At 67.2% G+C, this 22,030-nt stretch carries 22 protein-coding genes and 1 pseudogene; 7 read left to right on the forward strand and 16 right to left on the reverse strand.

The annotated features are described in order from the left end of the window. The first annotated feature begins 5 nt into the window (after nt 1–5). Entirely contained in the window at nt 6–1,802 is a 1,797-nt protein-coding gene (locus tag ACKY0X_RS14040) for an acyl-CoA dehydrogenase (RefSeq protein ID WP_409426530.1), read from the forward strand. 4 nt (nt 1,803–1,806) lie between these two features. Here ACKY0X_RS14040 and ACKY0X_RS14045 read toward each other — a convergent pair whose 3' ends face one another. Next, a complete protein-coding gene (locus ACKY0X_RS14045; RefSeq protein ID WP_409426531.1) occupies nt 1,807–2,430 on the reverse strand; it encodes a TetR/AcrR family transcriptional regulator C-terminal domain-containing protein in 624 nt (207 codons plus the stop codon). Between the two features lie 59 nt (nt 2,431–2,489). On the opposite strand from ACKY0X_RS14045, the gene ACKY0X_RS14050 reads away from it, so the two are divergent. Continuing rightward, entirely contained in the window at nt 2,490–3,218 is a 729-nt protein-coding gene (locus ACKY0X_RS14050) for a class I SAM-dependent methyltransferase (RefSeq protein ID WP_409426532.1), read from the forward strand. Between the two features lie 78 nt (nt 3,219–3,296). After that, nucleotides 3,297–3,716 (forward strand): annotated as a pseudogene (locus tag ACKY0X_RS14055) (hypothetical protein); the annotation flags it as partial. An 18-nt stretch (nt 3,717–3,734) separates the two neighbouring features. Here ACKY0X_RS14055 and ACKY0X_RS14060 read toward each other — a convergent pair. The 15 genes from ACKY0X_RS14060 to ACKY0X_RS14130 all read right to left on the reverse strand — a co-directional run bounded on the left by ACKY0X_RS14060 (nt 3,735) and on the right by ACKY0X_RS14130 (nt 19,534). Continuing rightward, nucleotides 3,735–4,511, reverse strand: a complete 777-nt coding sequence (locus ACKY0X_RS14060; RefSeq protein WP_046287003.1) for a 3-oxoacyl-ACP reductase — start codon at nt 4,509–4,511, stop codon at nt 3,735–3,737. Continuing rightward, the gene (locus ACKY0X_RS14065) at nt 4,508–5,872 is read right to left on the reverse strand and encodes an aldehyde dehydrogenase family protein (RefSeq protein ID WP_409426533.1); all 1,365 of its coding nucleotides are present in this window, start codon (nt 5,870–5,872) and stop codon (nt 4,508–4,510) included. Before ACKY0X_RS14065 ends, ACKY0X_RS14060 begins: the two co-directional genes overlap by 4 nt. Continuing rightward, nucleotides 5,869–6,615 carry a gamma-glutamyl-gamma-aminobutyrate hydrolase family protein gene (locus ACKY0X_RS14070; protein WP_409426534.1) on the reverse strand — a complete coding sequence of 249 codons (747 nt, stop codon included), beginning with the start codon at nt 6,613–6,615 and terminating at the stop codon, nt 5,869–5,871. Before ACKY0X_RS14070 ends, ACKY0X_RS14065 begins: the two co-directional genes overlap by 4 nt. After that, nucleotides 6,602–7,966, reverse strand: a complete 1,365-nt coding sequence (locus tag ACKY0X_RS14075) for a glutamine synthetase family protein (RefSeq protein ID WP_409426535.1) — start codon at nt 7,964–7,966, stop codon at nt 6,602–6,604. Before ACKY0X_RS14075 ends, ACKY0X_RS14070 begins: the two co-directional genes overlap by 14 nt. A 64-nt stretch (nt 7,967–8,030) precedes the next feature. Beyond that, entirely contained in the window at nt 8,031–9,773 is a 1,743-nt protein-coding gene (locus ACKY0X_RS14080; protein ID WP_409426536.1) for an AMP-binding protein, read from the reverse strand. A 91-nt stretch (nt 9,774–9,864) separates the two neighbouring features. After that, entirely contained in the window at nt 9,865–10,428 is a 564-nt protein-coding gene (locus ACKY0X_RS14085; protein ID WP_065042252.1) for an alpha/beta fold hydrolase, read from the reverse strand. A gap of 81 nt (nt 10,429–10,509) precedes the next feature. Continuing rightward, a complete protein-coding gene (map, locus tag ACKY0X_RS14090; protein WP_409426537.1) occupies nt 10,510–11,367 on the reverse strand; it encodes a type I methionyl aminopeptidase in 858 nt (285 codons plus the stop codon). Nucleotides 11,368–11,389: 22 nt separating this feature from the next. Next, nucleotides 11,390–11,953, reverse strand: coding sequence for a DUF1707 domain-containing protein (locus tag ACKY0X_RS14095; protein ID WP_409429635.1), 564 nt, complete (start codon nt 11,951–11,953; stop codon nt 11,390–11,392). A gap of 40 nt (nt 11,954–11,993) precedes the next feature. Further along, nucleotides 11,994–13,763, reverse strand: coding sequence for a penicillin-binding transpeptidase domain-containing protein (locus tag ACKY0X_RS14100; RefSeq protein WP_409429636.1), 1,770 nt, complete (start codon nt 13,761–13,763; stop codon nt 11,994–11,996). A 116-nt stretch (nt 13,764–13,879) separates the two neighbouring features. After that, complete coding sequence (locus ACKY0X_RS14105; protein WP_409426538.1) at nt 13,880–14,731, reverse strand: GNAT family N-acetyltransferase; 852 nt, start codon at nt 14,729–14,731, stop codon at nt 13,880–13,882. A 55-nt stretch (nt 14,732–14,786) separates the two neighbouring features. Further along, nucleotides 14,787–15,938, reverse strand: coding sequence for a flavodoxin-dependent (E)-4-hydroxy-3-methylbut-2-enyl-diphosphate synthase (ispG, locus tag ACKY0X_RS14110; RefSeq protein ID WP_409426539.1), 1,152 nt, complete (start codon nt 15,936–15,938; stop codon nt 14,787–14,789). 13 nt (nt 15,939–15,951) lie between these two features. Next, nucleotides 15,952–17,169 (reverse strand): M50 family metallopeptidase, encoded by a 1,218-nt coding sequence (locus tag ACKY0X_RS14115; protein ID WP_409426540.1) that lies wholly within the window; start codon nt 17,167–17,169, stop codon nt 15,952–15,954. Next, nucleotides 17,166–18,341 (reverse strand): 1-deoxy-D-xylulose-5-phosphate reductoisomerase, encoded by a 1,176-nt coding sequence (gene dxr / locus ACKY0X_RS14120; RefSeq protein WP_409426541.1) that lies wholly within the window; start codon nt 18,339–18,341, stop codon nt 17,166–17,168. Before dxr ends, ACKY0X_RS14115 begins: the two co-directional genes overlap by 4 nt. 4 nt (nt 18,342–18,345) lie before the next feature. Continuing rightward, entirely contained in the window at nt 18,346–18,741 is a 396-nt protein-coding gene (locus ACKY0X_RS14125) for a VOC family protein (RefSeq protein WP_409426542.1), read from the reverse strand. Next, complete coding sequence (locus tag ACKY0X_RS14130) at nt 18,695–19,534, reverse strand: helix-turn-helix domain-containing protein (RefSeq protein ID WP_409429637.1); 840 nt, start codon at nt 19,532–19,534, stop codon at nt 18,695–18,697. The genes ACKY0X_RS14125 and ACKY0X_RS14130 overlap by 47 nt, the downstream gene beginning before the upstream one ends. Nucleotides 19,535–19,733: 199 nt before the next feature. On the opposite strand from ACKY0X_RS14130, the gene ACKY0X_RS14135 reads away from it, so the two are divergent. The 4 genes from ACKY0X_RS14135 to ACKY0X_RS14150 all read left to right on the forward strand — a co-directional run bounded on the left by ACKY0X_RS14135 (nt 19,734) and on the right by ACKY0X_RS14150 (nt 22,024). Beyond that, a complete protein-coding gene (locus tag ACKY0X_RS14135; protein ID WP_409426543.1) occupies nt 19,734–20,819 on the forward strand; it encodes an oxygenase MpaB family protein in 1,086 nt (361 codons plus the stop codon). Then, entirely contained in the window at nt 20,816–21,052 is a 237-nt protein-coding gene (locus tag ACKY0X_RS14140; protein WP_409426544.1) for a hypothetical protein, read from the forward strand. Before ACKY0X_RS14135 ends, ACKY0X_RS14140 begins: the two co-directional genes overlap by 4 nt. Before the next feature lie 4 nt (nt 21,053–21,056). Continuing rightward, entirely contained in the window at nt 21,057–21,671 is a 615-nt protein-coding gene (locus ACKY0X_RS14145; RefSeq protein ID WP_409426545.1) for a TetR/AcrR family transcriptional regulator, read from the forward strand. A 98-nt stretch (nt 21,672–21,769) separates the two neighbouring features. Next, nucleotides 21,770–22,024, forward strand: coding sequence for a DUF2631 domain-containing protein (locus tag ACKY0X_RS14150; protein ID WP_046284442.1), 255 nt, complete (start codon nt 21,770–21,772; stop codon nt 22,022–22,024). Nucleotides 22,025–22,030: the final 6 nt, after the last annotated feature.

The following is a 22,030-nucleotide window of genomic DNA, read 5'->3' on the forward strand; positions in this document are numbered from 1 at the left end:
CGCAGATGAAGTCCACCCTGCTGTCGCGGCAAGACCTCGATTTCCTGCTGTTCGACTGGCTGCGCGTCGAGGAACTGACCGGGCGGGACCGGTTCTCCGAGCACTCCCGGGAGACCTTCTCCGACACCCTGGATCTGTGCGAACAGCTGGCGACTCGCTATTTCGCCCCGCACAACAAGAAAAGCGACGCGAACGAGCCCACCTTCGACGGAACGAAGGTCACCATCATCGGTGAGGTCAAGGAGGCGCTGGCGGCCTGTGCCGACGCTGAGCTGATCGGCATGGCCATGGACTCCCGCCTCGGGGGCGCGCAATTGCCGGCAACGGTGGCTCAGGCCGGCTTCGCCTGGCTATTCGCCGCCAACGTCAGCACCGCCGGCTACCCGATGCTGACCATGGCGAACGCAAACCTGCTCGCCAAATTCGGCAGTGAAGAACAGATCACCGCCTTCGTCAAACCCATGCTCGCCGGCCGCTTCACCGGAACGATGTGCCTGTCGGAGACCCAGGCCGGATCATCACTGGCCGACATCACCACCCGGGCGGAGCCGCGCGCCGATGGCACCTTCCGGTTGTTCGGGTCCAAGATGTGGATCTCCGGTGGCGAGCACGAACTGACCGACAACATCGTCCATCTGGTGCTGGCCAAGATCCCCGGCGGTCCGGCCGGCACCAAGGGGATCTCGCTGTTCATTGTGCCGAAGTATCTGGTGAATCCCGATGGCACGCTGGGTGAACGCAACGACGTCGTGCTGGCCGGTCTCAACCACAAGATGGGCTATCGCGGCATCACCAACACCGTGCTCAACTTCGGGGAGGGTGTCCACCAGCCCGGCGGCGAACCGGGTGCCGTCGGCTATCTCGTGGGCGACGAACACCGCGGCTTGACCTACATGTTCCACATGATGAACGAAGCCCGCCTGGGTGTGGGAATGGGTGCGATCGCGCTCGGCTACACCGGCTATCTGAAGTCACTGGAGTACGCCCGAAGCCGGCCGCAGGGCCGACCGGCGACAGCGAAAGACCCTGCCTCTCCGCAGATTGCGATCATCGAGCACGCGGACGTCAAGCGAATGCTGCTGGCGCAGAAATCCTATGTCGAGGGGGCGCTCGCGTTGGCACTGTACTGCTCGCGGCTCGTCGACGTTCAGAACACCGCTGAATCCGAGGAGGAACGCGAGCACGCCACCGCCCTGCTGGACATCCTCACCCCGATCGCCAAGAGCTGGCCGTCGCAGTGGTGCCTGGCCGCCAACGATCTGGCGATCCAGGTGCACGGCGGCTATGGCTACACCCGCGAGTACGACGTGGAACAGCACTACCGGGACAACCGGCTCAACCCGATCCACGAGGGCACCCACGGCATCCAGAGTCTGGACCTGTTGGGCCGCAAGGTAGTACAGCGCAACGGCGCCAGCCTGGCCGCACTACATGGCGCGATGTCCGAGAGTGCCGCGGCCGCGCATCAGGCCGGCGGCGAACTGGCCGAGATGGCGGCGCGACTCGAGGCGGTGGTCCAGCGGCTGGTGGCGGTCACCGCGGGCATGTTCGCCGCCGGTGACATTGATGCCGCCCTGGCCAACAGTGCGATCTATCTGGAGGCCTTCGGCCATGTGGTGATCGCCTGGATCTGGCTGGAGCAGTTGTTGGCCGTAGCGGGGCGCGCTGGGGACTTCTTTGACGGCAAACGTCAGGCGGCCCGCTACTTCTTCCGCTACGAACTGCCGAAGACCGGTCCACAGCTCGACCTGTTGGAGAGCCTGGACCGTACGACCCTGGAGATGCGCCCGGAGTGGTTCTGACGCCCTAGCCGACGGATCCCAGAATCTGATCGACGCCGAATCTGAACCGGGCCCCGTAGTCGGCCGAGAGGAAATCGTCCAGTACCGCATGCAAACTGGGGAATACCGCCGCGTCGACGACATCCTGCAGACTGCCCGGCAAAGCATCGGGCGCGCGCTGCTCCTCCTGGACCAGACCCAGGGTGAAGTAGAAGAGGTTCCAAGCGGTCCAAGCCGCTTGCTTGGACGCAGCCCCGCCGCTTAACAACACGGCGATCAGCCGGTCACTGAAGGCCAGGGTCGACGGCAGCACCGGGAAGGTTCCGGCGACGACGAGCGCACCATCACGGTGGCGCAGCATCGCCTGCCGCAACCCGACTAGCAACTGGGTCGCCCGGTGGCGCCAGTCACCGTGCAACGAGTCCACCTCAACCTCGGCGACAATGGCGTCCGCCATCAGCTCGAGTAGTCGTCCTTTGGCGCCGATGTGCCACATCACGGTGTTCATGCTGACGCTGAGTTCCGTTGCTATTGCGCGCGTAGAGAGCTTCGCGATGCCATGACGGTCAAGAACGTCGAACGCAGCACGCACGACATCCTCGACACCAAGGCCGACCCGCGCCCGCACAACAGCTTGATTCTTGGTCACTGACCAAGTATACAAATAAACAGACGTCCTTCTTGGTCAGTGATAGAGAGGAGAGATCGATGCAGGCCGACCCGACCTTTGACACGATGTACCGCGGCGAGCAGACGATCGCCGGCGTGGTTCCGTGGGATATCGGCGGTCCGCAGCCGGTGGTGCAAGAACTCGTCGCCCACGGTGCGTTGCGCGGCGAAGTCCTGGATCCAGGAACCGGTCCCGGCCACCACGCGATCTACTTTGCCTCGCAGGGGCATTCGGTCACCGGGATTGACGCGTCGCCGGCGGCGATCGAGCACGCCCGACACAACGCACAGCGCGCCGGAGTGACAGTGGACTTTCGGGTCGCCGACGCGACACGCCTGGCCGACTTCGAGGGCCGGTTCGACACCGTTGTCGACAGCGCCTTCTTGCACGTGTTCGCCCATGACGAGCGACTGCAGGCGCGCTACATCCAGGCATTGCACCTTGCTACCGCCCCCGGCGCGCGATTGTTCATGTTCGAACTCGGGCGACACAATCTCAACGGCTTGCAGTTCGACGGCCTACCGGCGAACAATTTCAGCCGGATGCTCGACACCAACGGCTGGCGCTTGGACTACTTGGGCACCTCCACATACGTCGGCACCTTCGGCCCACGGGCGTTGGATTTTCTTTCGCAGTTGGATTCCAACGATGGTGTCGCACCGCAGATGAAGACCCTGCCGGACCAACTGGCGGCGTTGCAGCCGGAACTCGATAACCACCGGCTTCATCTGCCAATGTGGTCCGTGGCCGCAACCAGACTCGACTGACCAGGCGCCGAAAGTCACCATATTCACTTGCGTCACAGCAGTTTTGGCTGTGGATACTTTCTGCGACCTGTCGGCCCCCGGAGCTCCAGCCACGCCCACCACTACCTGCGGATCTACGACGGCGCCAAAGAACTGGCCCTGTTTCACACCAAACGCCTGGCCTCACCGGGCCAACGCATCGTGCTCTACGCCAAAGAACGCGCGGATGCAGCCACCCCAACTGCCCCGTCGCCGGCTACTACTGCGAAGTCCACCACGACGACGACTACGCGAAAACCAAGCGCACCGACATCACCGACCTGACCCCGCGCTGCGGGCCCCACCACCAACTGATCACGTCAGGCGGCTGGAAAACGCGCAAGCGCCACGACGGCACCAGCCAAACCCTGCCGCCGCCACACCTGGACCACGGTCAACCTCGGGTCAACCATTACCACCACCGGAGAAAAGCTGCTGGGCGACAACGGTTCTGACGATGAGGATGACGACGGACCCTAGCTGGCCGCCGGCCAGACCCTACAGCGGTGTGACGTACGCCGAGCTGATCCCGCCGTCCACCAGGAATGTCGAGCCGGTGATGAACGAAGCGTCATCGCTGGCCAGGAACGCGACCGCGGCAGCGATCTCCTCCGGCTCGGCGAACCGGCCCACCGGCACGTGCACCAGTCGGCGCGCGGCACGCTCCGGGTCGGCGGCGAACAGCTCTTGCAGCAGCGGGGTGTTCACCGGGCCGGGGCACAGCGCGTTGACCCGGATGCCCTGCCGGGCGTACTGCACCCCTAGCTCACGCGACATGGCCAACACGCCGCCCTTGGAGGCGGTGTAGGAGATCTGGGAGGTGGCCGAACCCATCACCGCCACGAACGATGCGGTGTTGATGATCGAACCCCGCCCGGCGGGCGCCATGTGCCGCAGCGCCGCCCGGCAGCACAGGTATACCGACTTCAGGTTGACGTCCTGAACCCGTTGCCAGGCAGGCAGTTCGGTGGTTTCGATCAGGTCATCGTCGGGCGGCGAGATACCGGCGTTGTTGAACGCGATGTCCACCGAGCCGAACGTCTGGGCCGCGGTGTCGAACAGCGCATCAACCTGGTCCTGATCGGAGACGTCGACCTGAACAAACAGGCCGTCGAGCTCATCGGCGACCGCGGTGCCCGCCGCCTGGTCGAGGTCGCCGACCACGATCTGGGCGCCCTCGGCGCGCATCCGCCGCGCGGATGCCAAGCCGATTCCGCCACCGGCGCCGGTCACCACGGCCACCCGTCCGGCCAGGCGTTGGGTCAGGTCGGTCACTGCGTCTCCTTCACTGCGATGAATACGTTTTTGGTCTCGGTGAACGCCAACGGGGCATCCGCGCCCAGCTCCCGGCCCAACCCCGACTGTTTGAAACCCCCGAACGGAGTGGTGAAGCGCACCGAGGAGTGCGAGTTCACCGACAGGTTCCCGGCTTCCACCGCCCGCGAGACGCGCAGCGCCCGGGATAGGTCGTTAGTCCAGATCGAGCCCGATAATCCGTAGACGGTGTTGTTGGCCATCGCGATGGCGTCGGCCTCGTCGTCGAACGGCAGTACCGTCACCACCGGGCCGAAGATCTCCTCGGTCACGCATCGGTCGGTGGCCGCGGGAGTCAGGACGGTGGGCGGGAACCAGAAACCTGGGCCGGTGGGCGCCTGACCGCGGAAAGCGACCGGCGCGTCGTCGGGCACGTAGGAGGCCACCTTCTCCCAGTGCGGGCGCGACACCAGCGGACCCATCTCGGTGTCGCGGGACGTCGGGTCGCCGACGACGACGCCGGTGACCGCGGGTTCCAGCAACTCCATGAAGCGGTCGTAGACGCTGCGCTGCACCAGGATACGGCTCCGGGCGCAGCAGTCCTGCCCGGCGTTGTCGAACACACCGTAGGGCGCCGTCGCCGCCGCCTGCTCCAGGTCGCAGTCGCCGAACACGATGTTGGCGCTCTTGCCGCCGAGTTCCAGCGTGACCCGCTTGACCCCGGCCGCCCCGGCCTGCAGCACCCGGGTGCCGGTGGTGGTGGAACCGGTGAACACGATCTTGGCCACGTCCGGGTGGGTGACCAGACGCTCCCCCACCTCCGCGCCTCGGCCGGGCAGTACCTGCAGCAGATCGGAGTCCAGCCCCGACTCCGCGGCCAGTTCGGCCAAGCGCAGCGTGGTCAGCGGCGTCCATTCGGCGGGCTTGATCAACACCGCGTTGCCGGCGGCCAGCGCCGGCGCGAAACCCCACGCGGCGATCGGCATCGGAAAATTCCACGGGGTGATGATCCCGACCACGCCCAGCGGCTCGTGGAAGGTGACGTCGAGTCCACCGGCGACCGGAATCTGTTTGCCGGACAACCGTTCCGGGCTGGCAGCATAGAACTGCAGCACGTCACGGACGTGCCCGGCTTCCCATTCGGCGGCGGACACCGGATGGCCGGAGTTGGTGACCTCGAGGGCGGCGAGTTCGTCGATGTGGGTGTCGACGATCGCGGCGAAGTCTCGCAGCGCGGCGGCCCGCTCGGCCGGAGCGCGTTTGGACCACCGCTTCTGGGCGGCCTGTGCCCGGCGCACGGCGTCGTCGACGGCGGCGGCTTCGACGTGGTCGACGGTCGCGAAGACCGCCCCGGTGGCCGGGTTGATCAGTTCGTGCTTCATTCGCTTACCCGCGCCCGCTCAAACTTGCCCGCCTCCGCCACGATCGCGGCGAACAGCCGCAGATCGTCCGGGGATTCCTCGGGATGCCACTGAACCGCGAGCACGAAGTCCTCCCCGGGAAGTTCGATCGCCTCGATGACCCCGTCGTCATCGCGCGCACTGACCACAAGTTTCGCACCCACCTCGGCGATCGCCTGATGGTGGTAGCACTGCACCTGGCAGCTCTCGCCGAGGAGTTCGGCCGCCCGGGTGCCGGCCACGGTGCGGACCGGCATCGGGGTAAAGACGCCGTTGCCCGCTCGGTGCCCGGTGTTACCGATGACATCCGGCAGGTGCTGGTGCAGCGTCCCACCAAGCGCCACGTTGAGCACTTGGGCGCCACGACAGATCCCCAACACCGGCATGCCGCGCCGCATCGCCTCGGCCAATAGGGCGAATTCCCATGCGTCCCGGGTGGTGTCGGGTCGATCGGTCTCGTCGTGCGGCGTCTGGCCGTACCCGGCGGGGTCGAGATCGCGCCCGCCGGTGATCACCAGCGCATCGACACCGTCGAGCACGCGCGCCGCGATCTCGGGCGTCACCGGCTGCGGCGGCAACAGCACCGCGATGCCGCCGGCGGCGGTGATGCCCTGGATGTACTGGGCGGGCAGCAGTCCTGCCCGCGCATCCCAGACCCCGAACTTCGCCCGGTCCAGATAGGTCGTCAGCCCGACCACCGGGCAGTCGGGCTCAGAAGCGTTCAAAACCCCGAACCCTCTCCCAGTCGGTCACCGCGGCGTTGAATGCGTCCAATTCGACTCGGGCGCTGTGCAGATAATGCTCAACGACTTCGTCGCCGAATGCCTTGCGCGCGACCGCTGATTCGGCAAACAGCTCCATGGCTCCGCCCAGCGTCGTGGGCAGCTGCGGCAGCCCGGCCCGATAGGCGTCACCGCCGACCGGCTCGGGCAGCGAAAGATCGTTGTCGATGCCGTGCAGCCCCGCCGCGATCAGCGCTGCCACCGCCAGATAAGGGTTCACATCGCCACCGGGCACCCGGCACTCCACCCGCATCGAGTCGCCGCTGCCGAGAACTCGCAGCGCACACGTGCGATTGTCCAGGCCCCATGCAATCGCCGTGGGCGCGAAGCTGCCCCCGACGAATCGCTTGTAGGAGTTGATGTTCGGCGCGTAGCACAAGGTCAGCTCGGGCAGCGTGGCCAGCACCCCGGCCAGGAAGGCGCGGAACAACGCCGACATACCGTGCGGGGCAGCCGAATCGGCGAACACCGCGGCGCCCTCGGTGCTGCGCAGCGACAGGTGCACATGGCAGCTATTGCCTTCGCGTTGGTCGAACTTCGCCATGAACGTCAGGCTCTTACCGTGCTGGTCGGCGATCTCCTTGGCGCCACTCTTGTAGACGCTGTGGTTGTCGCAGGTTCTCAGCGCCTCTTCATAGCGGAAGGTGATCTCCTGCTGGCCGGTGTTGCACTCCCCTTTGACGCCCTCGCAGCGCAGGCCCGCGCCGGTCATCCCCAGCCGGATGTCGCGCAGCAGCGGTTCCAGCCGGGTGCCGGCGACCAGACCGTAGTCGGCGTTGTAGTCCGTTCCCGGTGTCAGGCCGCGATATCCGCCGGCCCACGCCTGCCGGTAGCTGTCCTCGAAGACCAGGAATTCCAGTTCCGTTGCGGCGTAGGCAACCAGCCCGCGCTCGGTCAGCCGGGCAACTTGGGCGGCCAGAATCTGGCGGGGAGCCACCGCGACCGGGTCGCCGTCCGGCCAGTGTGCGTCGGCCAGCACGTGGGCGGTGCCGGGCAGCCACGGAATGCGCCGCAGCGTCGCGAAGTCCGGTTTGAGCACCAGGTCGCCGTAGCCGGTTCCCCAGTCGGCAATCGAGTAGCCGGGTACGGTGTTCATCTCCACGTCGACGGCCAGCAGGTAGCTGCAGGCTTCCACGCCGTGTCCGGCGACCTCGGCAAGAAAGTGCTCGGCGGCGACCCTCTTACCGACCAGCCGGCCCTGCATGTCGGCGAATGCCACCACGACGGTGTCGATCTCGCCGGAGCTGACCAGTAGTTGCAGCTCGGTCTGGGAGAGCATCGCGGGCCGGGTCATTGTGCTCCTTCGCCGACGACGGTCTTCCCTGACATTTGAGTGCTGTCAGGCTACCCGCCCGCGGTCAGTCGACGGGCTCCAGCCGACGAAATTGGGCCGTGCGATAGCAGTCGGCGCATGTGGAGCGACGGATCTTCCCGCTGGTAGTGATCGGCAGCGATCCGGGAGCGACCAGCACGAGGTCGGCGACCCGGACCCCGTGGGTCCGGGAAACCGATGCCGCCACATCTTTTTTCAGGGCCGCTATCCGCGCCAATTGCTCTTCCACGGTGTTGCCCCGGTTCTTGAGCTCGGCGATGACCACCAGCTGCTCACCGCCCTCACCGCTGACCGGCACCGCTGCGACGCGGCCGCCGGTGAGTTCCTGCACGGTGGCCTCGATGTCGTCGGGATAGTGGTTTCGGCCGTCGACGATCAATAGGTCTTTGATGCGACCGACCACCAGCATCTCGCCCTCGTAGATGACACCGAGGTCTCCGGTGCGCAGCCACGGCCCCACCGGTGTGCCGGCGGACGGGGATTCGAGGTGCCCGCCGAATGTGCGCTCGGTGGCCTCCGGGTTGTGCCAGTAGCCGCTGGCGACGTTGGGTCCGTGCACCCAGATCTCACCGACGCACCCGTCTCGGCTCTCGGTGTGGTTGTCGGGGTCGACGATCCGCACAGTGCACGCCCGCGGGGCGCCGATGCTGACCAGCTCCGCCCCGCCCGGACCCGCCTGTGCGGTGCCGCCGACCAGGTTCTCGTAGTCGAGCCGAACCATCACCGGACGGTTCGAGCGCGGCGCCGAGGCGACATAGACCATTGCTTCTGCCAGCCCGTATGACGGTGACAACGCGTTGGCCGGCAGGCCGAAGCGGGCGAAGCGGTCGGTGAAGCGGCGGATCGTCGCGGCATGGATGCGCTCGCTGCCGCTCAAGATGGTGTGCACTCTGCTCAAGTCGAGGCCGGTCATGTCCTCGTCGGTCGTCCGGCGCGCCGCCAGCTCGAACGCGAAGTTCGGCCCGGCGGTGAACGTGCAGGAATTGATGGCCAGCTGCTGGATCCATCGAGAGGGCTTCTGCAGGAACGCGATCGGGCTCATCACCACCGAATGGCGGCCCAGCAAGACGGCTCCCATCACGCCCAATAGCAGGCCCATGTCGTGGTAGAAGGGCAGCCAGGACACCAGCGTGGTGTCCGGCGGCGGTGCTCCCCCGTCCTCGCCGAAGTAGTCCGCCATCACCTGCTCCATGTTGGCGAAAACGTTGCGGTGTGAGACCACGACGCCCCTCGGCGAGCCGGTCGAACCGGACGTGTATTGCAGCAACGCCGTTTTCGTCGGCAGCGCCCCGGTTCCCTGCCAGGACACCGAAGCATCGAGATCGATCAGATCCACCTCGATGACCTCGGGTGCGCTACCCGCGACCGCGCCGACGCACCCGTGGATGTCGCCGGCGACTGCCGATGTGGTGAGCACCGCGGCCGGTGCGCAGTCCTTCAGCGCGGCGGTGACTCGTTCGTCGTGGCTGCCGAAGGCCGGTACCGGCAACGGCACCACGATGCACCCGGCTTCCATCGCACCGAAGAACCCGGCGATGTACTCCAGGCCTTGCGGCGCGAGCAACGCAACGCGGTCACCCGGCGCAGCGACTGCCGCCACCTCCGCCGCGACGGCCTCGGTGCGCCCCAGAATTTGCGCCCACGTCAGGGTCTCGGCGTACCCGGCCGGATCCACCTCGTAATCGATGTATGTGAACGCCGGCCGATCAGGCCACTGCTCAGCTCGTTCGCGCAGCAACGCCGGTATTGATTGCCCCCATGACCGCATGCTGTATCCCCCCAGATACGTATTCCATTATTTTTCGCCGACGCGCCCTCGATCGCCGGCTACGCCGGAACCTACTCTCCCCCGCCGCGTATTACCAGGTACTGGCGCGTAACACGATCTCCATGGCGAACTGTGCGGTGAACTCGCTCGCACTGCGCCGCCCGGGCAGCATCACCAATCGGTGTTCGCCGTAGACGAACCGTTGGCTGGCGTTGGCAACCGACGCCGTGGCTCGGGAACTGACCAGCACGGTGGTGTTGATCTCCACCGGAGGGCAGCGCTCGTCGCGTATCGCGCCGCTCAGATCCGGCGCGCGGGGATGTCCCCGGTCGAGCGCCACCAGCCCGGTGAAGCGGTCCGGGCGCGTCGCGGCAAGTTCCCAGGCGTTGTCGGCGCCGGTCCGATCGCCCACCAACACGCCGCACTGCACGCCCAGCGAATCGAGGATGCCGATCACCGACTTGGGTGTCAGACGCGGGTCTGCGCCGATCACGATGGTGCGCAGGGAGGCGGTGTGCAGTCGCTGGCAGACCGCGTCGTACGCGGTGAGGGGATGCTGGGCCGCGGCAAGCACGACCACGACCGGCCCGTTCTGCGGGCCTGCCACATCGATCGGGATCGGGAACCCGTCGATGGTCATCATCGTGCCCGGCATCTGCGCCACGCTACAGCCCCCACGACGGCACGGGGCGATTTTGACGGCCCCCTTAGCGGCTCAACAGACAACAGCCAAAAGTCACGGCAGCGTCAATATCTCGGCGCCGTCGTCCGTTACGACCAGGGTGTGTTCGAACTGGGCGCTCCACTGCCCATCACTGGTGACCACCGTCCAGTCGTCATCCCAGATGTCGTAGTCCAGGCTGCCGAGGTTGATCATCGGCTCGATGGTGAAGGTCATCCCGGGCTCGATGACGGTCTCGACCTCGGGCTGGTCGTAGTGCAGGATCACCAGACCGTTGTGGAAGGTCGGGCCGATCCCGTGACCGGTGAAGTCACGGACCACGTTGTAGCCGAACCGGTTCGCGTAGGACTCGATCACCCGGCCGATCACCGACAGCGCGCGGCCGGGTTTGACCGCCTTGATGGCACGCATGGTGGCCTCGTGGGTGCGCTCGACCAGCAGCCGATGTTCCTGCGAGACGTCCCCGGCCAGGTAGGTGGCGTTGGTGTCGCCGTGCACGCCATCGATGTACGCGGTGACATCGATGTTGACGATGTCACCGTCGGCGATCACCGTCGAGTCCGGTATGCCGTGACAGATGACTTCGTTGAGCGACGTACAGCACGACTTGGGAAAGCCCTTGTAGCCCAACGTCGAGGGGTAGGCACCGTGGTCGACCATGAACTCGTGGGCGATGCGATCCAGCTCATCGGTGGTCACGCCCGGCGCCACGGCCTTGCCCGCCTCGGCAAGTGCACCCGCCGCAATCCGGCTCGCCACCCGCATCTTCTCGATCACCTCGGGTGTCTGCACCCACGGCTCGGAGCCCTCGGCAGCCGTAGCGCGGCCGACGTATTCCGGACGCGGGATCAAGCGGGGCACCGGCAGCGTCGGAGACAGCACGCCGGGAGAAAGCGGGGCACGAACTGGCATTACGCCAGCTTAACGGAGCTGGTCAGCGCCGCCAGCGAAGCTTGCGTCGAGGACCCCTGATATCCACCGAGCCGCACACCACGCGGCCGGTCAGCACCAGGTGCGGAGCTCCTTCGGCGGGCGGGTCGGTGCGGCGATCGCGGGCGCTCCCGCCGTAGACCTCGACATCGTCGATCGAGGCGCTGGCACCGTCGGGCAGCCGGATGTCGACCGAGCCGAATCGCATATCGAGCTCGATCACGACGACCGGCCCAGCGAACCGGGCCTTGGTGAGGTCGAGGTCAACCGAGCCCAGACGTCGCACCAATGCCAGCCGGGTCGGCACGATCCACTCCCCATGGCGCTTGAGAGACCCGGCCCAGCCACGCAGCTCCACCCGGTCGGCCGCCGAGGTGACGATGGCGCGAGGGCCGGGCAGGTCACCGATCAGGGTGTCGAGCTCCGAGCGCATCCGTGCCTGCGACACCTGCGCCGCGCGCTCCTCGAACTCCCCTATGTCGATCAGCCCGAGGGAGACGGCATTGTGCAGGCGGCGCAATGTGCCGTTGCGGTCCGCATCCGAGATACGCAGGGCCAGCTCGGCCATGTCGTCGCTGAGACCCGTCATGGGTTCTCAATTTACGCCGCTACAGCAGGAAGTTGTCGGGCAGCGAGTCGAACATCACCTTGGTCATCCGGACCGCGTACTGCGAGCTGCCACCGCCGACGATCAGCGACGCGAAGGCCATGTCACCCCGGTATCCGGCGAACCATGAGTGCGAGCCACCGGCGAATTCAGCCTCTCCGGTCTTGCCGTAGACCGGGCCGCAGCCGGCGATGTCGCGTGCGGTGCCGTCGGTCACCACCAACCGCATCATCTCGCGCAGGCCGTCGAGCATCTCCGCGCTCACCGGGGCCGCCGCCGGACCGTTGACCGCCGTCGGCCGGCCTTCGATCAATCGGGGTACCGGTGTGCGTCCCGCGGCAACCGTCGCCGCAGCCAACGCGACGCCGAAGGGGCTGGCCAGTACCTTGCCCTGACCGAAGCCGTCCTCGGTGCGTTCGGCCAGGTCGACTGTGGGCGGAACGGAGCCGGTGACCGTGGTGATCCCGTCCACCAGGTAGTCCACCCCGATCCCGTAGCGACTGGCCGCCTGCGACAGCGCCCGCGGCGGCATCCGGCTGGCCAGCTCGGCGAAGGTGGTGTTGCACGAATTGGCGAAGGCCCGCGACATCGACACCAGGCCCAGGTCGAATCCGCCGTAGTTGGGAATGGTGCGCTGGCCGATGTCGAGTTCACCGGGACAACCCACCATGGAGTTCGGCGTCGCCATGTCGCGTTCGATAGCCGCGCCCGCGGTGACCATCTTGAACGTCGATCCGGGCGGATACAGACCGCTGGTCGCGACCAGGCCGTCGGCATCGGCAGCCGCATTCTGGGCAACGGCGAGCAGTTCACCGGTCGACGGCTTGATCACCACCATCATCGCCTTGTCGCCGCGGGTGTTGACCGCGTTCTGGGCGGCGCGCTGCACCGCTCGGTCCAAGCTGATGGTCAGCGAGGGCGCCGGTGCTGGATCGACCTCGTGCAGGACCGCGACGTCGACGCCGTTCTGGTTCTCGCTGACGACACGCCATCCCGCGGCACCTTCGAGTTGGGTCGCGACCGCCTTTTTGACCTCGCTGACGAGCATCGGCGCGAAGTGGTCGTCGGTGGGCAACAGATCGGGGCGCGGGGTGACCACGACTCCCGGGAGGGCGCCGATAGCGGGTTCGACGCGGTCGTGGTCGGCCTTGCGCAAGGTGATCAGGTCGAGAGGAGACCTCGAGGAACTGGCCTGTTCGGCCAGCCGCTGCGGGTCGCCCAATGCGTCGTCAAAGGGCCGCAAGGCGTCGACCACCGCCCGTGCGGTGCCCATCAGGTTTCGTCCGGCCCGGGTGGCGTCCAACATGTAGTGGTAGACGTAGCCCGGCACCAGCACGTCGGTGCCGCCCACCTCGTTCACCGCGGCGCGGCGCGGCGGGTCGGCCCGCAGCGCGAAGGTCTGGTGCTCGCCCAGTTTGGGGTGCAGGCCGGTGGCCGTCCAGCGCACCGTCCAGTGGCCTTCGTTGCGGACCATCTTGAGCTGGCCGTCGTAGGCCCAGGTCCGGTTCTTGGGCAGCTTCCAAGTGTAGCGGTAGGCCACGGTGCCGGTGTCGTCGTTGTAGCGGGCGCTGAGCAGTTGGGCATCCAGATGTTCGGCCTGCAAGCCCGCCCAGGCGGCGTTGAGTGCGCTGCGTGCCGCAGACGGGTCGTCGCTGAGCTCGGCGGCCGTCGCGGTGTCGCCGGTGGCCAGGGCGGCAAAGAACCGCTCGGCGACGGGCCCTGGACCGTCGGGGCGGGGCGTGCAGGCCGCCATGCCGGCCGCGGTCAGCATGACGGTGACCAGACCCGTGACGCGTGTGACGAATGAGCTTGCAGTTGTCATTGGGGCTGATGTTACGAAATAGACACGGTCGCCAGGCGGAGGCGCACCGAGACTGCCCTTGAGGATCAGTCGAGCAACACGGTCGCGAAGGTGCCGACCTGGGTGAAACCCACCCGCTCATAGGTGGACCGCGCCACCTCGTTGAAATCATTGACGTAAAGGCTGGCGATGCGCCCGGTGCCGACGATGACCGCGGCCAGCATCGCGGTGCCGCCGGCGCCCAGCCCGCGGCCGCGTCGATCGGGGTGCACCCAGACACCCTGGATCTGCCCCACCGCCGGCGACTGGGAACCCACCTCGGCCTTGAAGACGACCTCGCCGCGCTCAAAGCGTGCCCAGGCCCGGCCCGACGCGATCAGGTTCGACACCCGACGGCGATAGGCGCGGCCGCCGTCACCGGCCCGCGGATCCACACCGACCTCGCCGATGAACATGTCGACGGCGGCCACCAGGTATGCGTCGAGCTCGTCGGGGCGCACCTGGCGCACTTCGACATCCATGGGGCAGGCGGGCATGGTGTGCAGCGCCATCAGTGGTTGGCTCTCGCGCACGTCACGAGCCGGGCCCCAGGAATCGGCGAGACGCTGCCACATCGGCAACACCAATTCGGCCCGGCCCACCAACGACGAACAGCGCCGAATCGCACCGACCGCCTTGTCGGCGAACGCGGTGAGGTCGGCCGGGGCGCCGCGCAGTGGGATCAGGTTCGCGCCTGCGTAACACAGGGATTCGTCCACACCACCGCGCGTCCACAATTCCCCGCCGATCGACCGGGGGTCGACACCGTGATCGGCGACTCGCGCGGCGACCATGCAGGAACCGATCGGATCCTCTTCGAGCACCCGCCAGACCGCGGCGGCGTCACGCGCTACGGACACCCGTCGCTGGTCGAGACGGAACTCGGGCGGAGCCGACATAGTGACTCTTTCTGGCGAACTCAACTGCCGCGCGCCTATGGCGATCCGGCTGGGATCAGCTTACGGCGACGGTGGGAGAACCGCCGGGAGATCCATCCTCCATCTCGGCGGCCAGGCGCATGGCCTCCTCGATCAGGGTCTCCACGATCTGCGCCTCGGGAACGGTCTTGATCACCTCGCCCTTGACGAAGATCTGGCCCTTGCCGTTGCCGGACGCCACGCCCAGATCCGCCTCGCGCGCCTCACCGGGACCATTGACCACACAGCCCATCACCGCCACCCGCAGTGGGACGTCGATCCCCTCCAGTCCGGCGGTGACCTCGTTGGCCAACCGGTAGACATCCACCTGAGCGCGGCCGCACGACGGGCACGACACGATCTCCAGACCGCGCGGCCGCAGGTTGAGCGACTCCAGAATCTGGTTGCCGACCTTGACTTCTTCCACCGGCGGCGCTGACAGCGACACCCGGATGGTGTCACCGATGCCGCGCGACAGCAGCGCGCCGAACGCCACGGCGGATTTGATGGTGCCCTGGAAGGCCGGGCCGGCCTCGGTGACGCCCAGGTGCAGCGGGTAGTCGCAGCGCTCGGCCAGCAGCTCGTAGGCGGCCACCATCACGACCGGGTCGTTGTGCTTGACGCTGATCTTGATGTCACCGAAGCCGTGTTCCTCGAACAGCGACGCTTCCCACAGCGCGGACTCCACCAAGGCCTCGGGGGTGGCTTTGCCGTACTTGGCCAAGAACCGCTGATCCAACGAACCGGCGTTGACACCGATCCGGATCGGGATGCCGGCGGCGCCGGCGGCCTTGGCCACCTCACCGACCCGACCGTCGAACTCCTTGATGTTGCCCGGGTTCACCCGGACCGCGGCACAGCCGGCGTCGATCGCGGCGAAGATGTACTTGGGCTGGAAGTGGATGTCAGCGATCACCGGGATCTGGCTGTGCCGGGCGATCTCGGCCAGCGCGTCGGCGTCCTCTTGGCGGGGGCAGGCCACCCGCACGATGTCGCAACCCGAGGCGGTCAACTCCGCGATCTGTTGCAAGGTCGCGTTGACGTCGTGGGTCTTGGTGGTGCACATCGATTGCACCGCGATCGGATGGTCGCTACCCACCCCGACCCCGCCGACCTTCAGTTGGCGAGTCGTACGACGTGGCGCCAGGGTGGGCGGAGGGGCTGCCGGCATGCCTAGGCCGACGCTCATGAGGGGGCTCCTATCAAAACAGCCTGATCGGATTGACCAAGTCGGCGGTCACGGTGAGCAGCATGTAGCCGACCACCACCACCAAGACTACGTAAGTGGCCGGCATCAGCTTGAGATAGTTCACCGGTGCTGCCGCGACCTTCCCGCGGGCCGACCTGAGCATGTTGCGAAGCTTTTCGAACAGCGCGATCGCGATGTGGCCGCCATCGAACGGCAGCAACGGCACCAAGTTCAGCACGCCCAGGATGAAGTTCAGCTGCGCGAGGAAGAACCAGAACGCCACCCACAGTCCGTGATCGACGGTGTCGCCGCCGATGATCGAGGCACCCACCACACTGATCGGGGTTTCGGGGTCACGCTGCCCGTGCGGGTTGCCAATGGCGTGCACCAACGCGCCGACCTTGGAGGGGATGTTGGCCAGCGACTTGCCCAGCAGGACCGAGAGGTCCCCGCTGAATCCGAAGGTGGCCGGAACCGCGGTGACCGGGTTGTACTGGGTCGGCCCGAATTGGGCGGCGCCCACCCCGATGGCGCCGACGGTGCTGGGGACGGCCTCGCGGTCGGGGCCGTCGGCGATCCAACGCTGGGTAGGAGTCACGTCGACGTACTTGGTGAGGGTGGCGCCGTCGCGCTCGATCACGATCGGCGTCGTGCCGTGCTGCTTGCGCACGGCCGTGGCCATCTCCTCGAAAGTCGACACCGGCGTGTCACCGACCTTGACCACCACGTCACCGGACTCGATGCCGGCCAGCGCCGCCGGGCCGGGACCCGAGCAGGTACCCAGTTCCCCCTTGACGAGTTCGGGTGCCACACAAGCTGTTTCGCCGATGACAGCGGTGGTGGGGGCATGCAGGTTGGGCAGGCCCCAGATCACCGCGATGGCGTAGACCAGTACCAGGCCGATGACGAAATTCATGGCGGGGCCGGCCGCCAGCACAGCCACCCGCTTCCACGTCTTCTGCTTGTACATGGCGCGGTCGATCTCGTCGGGCTCCAATTCCTCCACCGAGGTCATGCCCGCGATGTCGCAGAAGCCGCCGGCCGGGATCGCCTTGAGGCCGTATTCGGTCTCGCCGCGGCGCGTCGACCACAGCGTGGTTCCGAAGCCGACGAAGTAGCGGCGCACCTTCATGCCGGTGGCGCGCGCCACCCACATGTGGCCGCATTCATGCAGGGCCACCGAAACCAGGATGGCCAGCGCGAACAGCGCGATGCCGACCGCGAACATCATCGGGTGATTCCGACCTTTCTTGTAGCTATCGCCTCGACGGCGCGAGCCGCTCGCTGCTTGGCCCAGCGCTGCGCATCGAGTACCTCATCCACGGTAGCGGGTTGTGCGGCCCACTGGTCGGCGGCGCCCAGCACCTCGGCGATGGTGGCCACGATCGCCGGGAAACTGATCCGGCCCGCCAGGAAGGCTTCCGCTGCCTCCTCGTTGGCGGCGTTGTAGACCGCGGTCATACAGCCGCCGGTCTGACCGGCGCGGCGGGCCAAGTCCACCGCGGGGAACACCTCGCTATCGAGCGGCTCGAACTCCCAGGTCGACGCGGTGGTGAAGTCGCAGGCCGCGGCCGCACCGGGGACCCGCGCCGGCCAGCCCAGGGCCAGCGCGATCGGTAGGCGCATGTCCGGCGGGCTGGCCTGGGCGATGGTCGATCCGTCGGTGAAGGTGACCATGGAATGCACGATCGACTGCGGGTGTACGACGACGTCGATGCGGTCGTAGGGAACGCCGAACAGCAGATGGGTTTCGATGAGCTCGAGGCCCTTGTTCACCAGCGAGGCCGAGTTCAGGGTGTTCATCGGACCCATCGACCAGGTCGGATGCGCCCCGGCCTGCTCGGGAGTGACGTACTCCAGCTCGGCCGCGCTCCAGCCTCGGAACGGCCCACCCGAAGCGGTCAGCACCAGCCTGGCGACCTCGTCGGGCGTGCCGCCGCGAAGGCACTGCGCCAGCGCGGAGTGCTCGGAGTCCACCGGCACGATCTGCCCCGGCTCGGCGGCCGCCAGGACCAGCGGACCGCCGGCGATCAGGGATTCCTTGTTGGCCAGGGCCAGCCGTGCACCGGTCTCCAGCGCGGCCAGCGTGGGCCGTAGCCCGAGCGCGCCGACCAGGGCGTTGAGCACCACGTCGGCCTCGGTGTCGTACACCAGCCGAGTCACGGCGTCGGGGCCGCGGTAGGGGGCCTCGAGCGCCTCGCCGACCTGGGTGTCGGCCACCGCGATGTTGGCGACCCCGGTCTCGGCGCGCTGGTCGGCCAGCAGCTGCGGGTTACCGCCTCCGGCGGCCAGCCCGACGATCTCGAAACGGTCCGGGTTCGCCGCGACGACCTGCAACGCCTGGGTTCCGATCGAGCCGGTGGAGCCCAACAGCAGAACTTTGATCCGGCGGCCCGTGCTCACCCACCTATTGTGCTCCCGCGTAATCCCCGAAGCTCCACAGGTTGCCTTCCGGGTCACGGACGGCGAACTCGCGGGCGCCGTAGTCGGTGTCCGTCAGCGGTCGGATCACCTCGGCCCGGCGATCCAAGACCCGTTGGTAGAGGCCGTCCGGATCGCTGGTGAAGACATAACCGCCAGCGGTACCCGGCTCGCGGCACCAGTCATTACCGGGTTTGTGGCTGCCGAGCATGATGCCGCCGACGCCTTCCGGCCAGATCAGCTCGGCGTGTTTGACGGTCTGCCCATCATCACCGTGGCGGGCCGTCACGACAAAGCCGAAGGTGTCGACGTAGTAGTCGATCAGTTTGCGCGCGTCATGCGCTTGCAGGGTCAACCAGACGGTCGGATTCTGATGCGTCATGCACCCACTCTGACCGCGGGGCATGACCGCCGTCTTGAATGTTTTGGAACTCCTCGGCCAGCCATGCCGCCGGCGAGACCCCGGCGTAGCGCACGAACTCACGAGTCAGATGAGCCTGATCGGCGTATCCGGCGGCAACCGCCACACCCGCCAGGTCGACCTGCCGATGCCGGCGAGCATCGTCGGCCATCCGGGCGGTCGCGTATTCGAAGCGCATCAGCATGGCCACGGCTTTCGGAGTGTGGCCGACCTCGCGACGAAACAACGTGGTCAGATGCCGCTGGCTCACCCCAATCTGGTCGGCAATGCCTGCGATTGGCGCCCTCCCCCGGCTGCGCCCCAGCAGCTGCCAGGCGTAGACCACCTCGGGTCGCACGGTGGTGTGGTGTCGGCGTTGCCCCTCAACGAGATAGTGCGCCACCAACGCAAAAGCAGCCGGCCAGGATCGAGTTTCGGCGATCCGCTCATGCAGCAACGCCGAGCCGCGGCCCAGAACGGGCATGGCGTCGAAGTCGGAAACGCTCAACTCGGCTGCGGGCACGCCGAACACCGCGCGTGAGGCCAACGGGTGCAGCGCCACCTGCACGCCCGCCTGACCGCGACGCTGGCGCACATGACTCGCCTGCACGTGCAGGCCGCCCAGGACGACTGGATTCGGCGCGGCCGCCGGCAGCGCCTCGGCGGTTTCGGCGGCTTCCACGCCCTCGTCGAGGCTGACGATGAACGTCAATGTCGACGACGGCATCCCCCGGTGCACGGTGTCCGGCACATCGAGTGCGCGGTAGCCCACCATCGACGTCACGCCGGGCGCGGTGCGCGGCGGGGCCACGGCGAAATCCCAGTTCCGCGGCTGATCAGCCATAGCGCCCACCGTATCCCCGCGATCTGACCCTTGACCGTCCATCACTACCGATGCAGAATCCTACACAGTGTAGGAATTGGCCGAGCCAGAAAATTGGGGCCGAGCCAGAAAATGGCGAAAGGCAGACGAAATGAGCACTCTGCGCACGTGGCTGTCCCTGCCCGACGCCGAGCCGGCCGAGGATTACGGCTTCTTCGGCCCGGACTCGGCGACCTGGAAGGTCTGGAGCTACCCGACATCACTGTCGATCGGTTTCCAGCGCGCCGTTGTCATCGAAGAACTCGACCCCGCACTGGTCGCCTCCGTCGATGCCACCCAGGCGATCTATGACCGGCCGCGGACCCGCTACGACCGCACCCTGCGCTACTTCGCGATGGTGGCCTTCGGCGAGAGCCGCACCACCGCAGAGGCAGCCGACATGCTGGTCCGGATTCATTCCAAGGCCATCGGCGTCGATCCGGTCACCGGCGCGCACTACGACGCCAACGACCCGGCCTCTCAAATGTGGATCCACCTCACCGCCTGGCACTCGATCCTGTACGCCTACGAGAAGTACGGACCCGGACCGCTTTCGGCGGACGAAGAGGCGTCCTACTGGGCCGACTGTGCCAAGGCGGCCGAACTGCAGACCCTCGACCCGGCCGATGTACCGCGCACCCGAGCGGGCGTCCAGGCCTACTTCGACCAGATGCGCCCGCAGCTGATCAACTCCGATATCGCCCGGCGCGCAATGGCGCACCTGCTGCACGCCGAGGTGATCCTGCCGCAGACGCTGCCGAAGCTGCTGTGGCCGGGCGCGCTGGTCGTTACCGCGTTCCTGCGCCGCGGCACCCTGGCGACCATGCCCCGCTGGATGCGCAAGCTCGGCGGCTTGAAAGCCACCGACACCTCTCGGGTGCTCGACGCACTGATCGTGCCGCCACTGAGCGCCGCGTTCACGGTGTTGAGCCTGAGTCCCCGCGTGCAGCTGATGCTGCTGCGGCTGATCTCACCCATGACGCTTCCGATCGGCACCCGGGTGCTGCGGGCGATCCGGCCGGTGAACCCGATCACCACGACTCCGCGGGAAGCCCAGAAACGCTACGGCTACGCCATCCCGGCGCAGGCCCATCTGGAATTCCGGGCCAAGCAGTCGCATCGGGTCTTCGGCGAAGGCCTGGCACCCAGTGACGAGGGGCTCATCGAATCGCAGCCGATCCTGGGGAGCATCCGATGAATCTGGAGGGTGTGCAGCGCTTCCTCGACCGCCGGCTCAGCATCCGCCAGATCGTCTTCCTCGGTTTCATGGCCTCGACACTGTTGGGCGCCTACCTGGTGATCGGACTGTTCTGGGCCGGCAGCCACTACCAGCACCTCCACGACGTCCGCGGCCTGGACAAGGTGTTCTCCGTTCTCGGAGAGATCGTGGCCTGGCCGGTGCTGATCATCGCCGACATCCAATTACGCTGAGCCGGTGCCGGAACCCGCCGCGAACCGGTCCCGCGCCGAGCATCTCGGCCCGCAGCGACGTCGGCCGCAGGTACTCGATGCGGCCCTGCAGATCGCTGCCGAGCACGGCGTCGCCGGGGTGACCATGAAGGCGATCGCGGAGCGCATCGGCGTCACCCGTCCGGTGGTGTACGCCTGCTACGACGGCCGGGGCGAGGTGCTGGCCGCGCTGCTCGACCGCGAGACCGAGCTGATGCTGACCAGCCTGCTCGGAGCTCTGCCGCCGCAGCGAGCCAGCAGCGTCGAAGACCGCTTCGTCGCAGGGTTCCGCGCGTTCCTGTCTGCCGTGCGTGAACGGCCGGCATCATGGCGGATCATCTTCACCGCCGACCAGGATCCGGTGCTGGCCGCTGCCGTTGTCTCGGGCCGGGCCCGACTGACCGAGCGGGTCGGCACCGTGATGCGGCCGCTACTGGCGCACCGGCCACACTCCGATGACACCCTGGCGGCGCTCACCGAGGTGTTCCTGGCGATCTGCGAGTCCTCCGCGCGAATGCTGCTCGACGGCGACCAGCAGTGGACGCCTGAGAGCCTGGCCGCGATCGTCGGACCGGCCGCCTACCGGACGTTCGAGATCTAGGCGATCGGAAGCGCGGCGCAGCGGATCGCCGCCCTGCGGTGCACTGACTGGCCGTATGCCAGAATGATGCGAACCTGCTGCGAACCTAAGGAGTCGAAGTGGCCAGTACCGAGGTGGAGCGCCACACCGGGGTTGACCCTGTCGAGGTGCCGTCTGCGGCGTGGGGTTGGAGCGCCATCAACTACCGCACCTGGCACATCGTCGGCTTCGGCATCGTCGGTTTCCTGCTGCTCATGCTGCGCGGCAACCACATCGGCCACGTCGAGGACTACTTCCTGCTGGGGTTCGCGGCGCTGACGCTGTTCGTCGTGGTGCGCGACATCGTTCTCCGCAACCGCGGCCGGCTGCGCTAGCCGAGC

Origin of the sequence: Mycobacterium sp. SMC-11 (assembly GCF_046250095.1) — a bacterium.
Lineage (GTDB): Bacteria > Actinomycetota > Actinomycetes > Mycobacteriales > Mycobacteriaceae > Mycobacterium > Mycobacterium heraklionense_A.

Excerpts from the sequence above, each read along its gene's own strand:
- ACKY0X_RS14115 (WP_409426540.1), bottom strand. The coding sequence starts at position 17,169 with ATGATGTTCGCGGTCGGCATCGCGCTGTTCGCGCTGGCCATCCTGGTT.
- ACKY0X_RS14065 (WP_409426533.1), bottom strand. The coding sequence starts at position 5,872 with ATGAAGCACGAACTGATCAACCCGGCCACCGGGGCGGTCTTCGCGACC.
- ACKY0X_RS14140 (WP_409426544.1), top strand. The coding sequence starts at position 20,816 with ATGAATCTGGAGGGTGTGCAGCGCTTCCTCGACCGCCGGCTCAGCATC.
- ACKY0X_RS14100 (WP_409429636.1), bottom strand. The coding sequence starts at position 13,763 with ATGCTGACCGCGGCCGGCATGGCGGCCTGCACGCCCCGCCCCGACGGT.
- ACKY0X_RS14080 (WP_409426536.1), bottom strand. The coding sequence starts at position 9,773 with ATGCGGTCATGGGGGCAATCAATACCGGCGTTGCTGCGCGAACGAGCT.
- ispG (WP_409426539.1), bottom strand. The coding sequence starts at position 15,938 with ATGAGCGTCGGCCTAGGCATGCCGGCAGCCCCTCCGCCCACCCTGGCG.
- ACKY0X_RS14050 (WP_409426532.1), top strand. The coding sequence starts at position 2,490 with ATGCAGGCCGACCCGACCTTTGACACGATGTACCGCGGCGAGCAGACG.
- ACKY0X_RS14135 (WP_409426543.1), top strand. The coding sequence starts at position 19,734 with ATGAGCACTCTGCGCACGTGGCTGTCCCTGCCCGACGCCGAGCCGGCC.
- ACKY0X_RS14075 (WP_409426535.1), bottom strand. The coding sequence starts at position 7,966 with ATGACCCGGCCCGCGATGCTCTCCCAGACCGAGCTGCAACTACTGGTC.
- ACKY0X_RS14040 (WP_409426530.1), top strand. The coding sequence starts at position 6 with ATGAAGTCCACCCTGCTGTCGCGGCAAGACCTCGATTTCCTGCTGTTC.
- ACKY0X_RS14125 (WP_409426542.1), bottom strand. The coding sequence starts at position 18,741 with ATGACGCATCAGAATCCGACCGTCTGGTTGACCCTGCAAGCGCATGAC.
- ACKY0X_RS14130 (WP_409429637.1), bottom strand. The coding sequence starts at position 19,534 with ATGGTGGGCTACCGCGCACTCGATGTGCCGGACACCGTGCACCGGGGG.
- ACKY0X_RS14085 (WP_065042252.1), bottom strand. The coding sequence starts at position 10,428 with ATGCCGGGCACGATGATGACCATCGACGGGTTCCCGATCCCGATCGAT.
- map (WP_409426537.1), bottom strand. The coding sequence starts at position 11,367 with ATGCCAGTTCGTGCCCCGCTTTCTCCCGGCGTGCTGTCTCCGACGCTG.
- ACKY0X_RS14095 (WP_409429635.1), bottom strand. The coding sequence starts at position 11,953 with ATGGCCGAGCTGGCCCTGCGTATCTCGGATGCGGACCGCAACGGCACA.
- ACKY0X_RS14105 (WP_409426538.1), bottom strand. The coding sequence starts at position 14,731 with ATGTCGGCTCCGCCCGAGTTCCGTCTCGACCAGCGACGGGTGTCCGTA.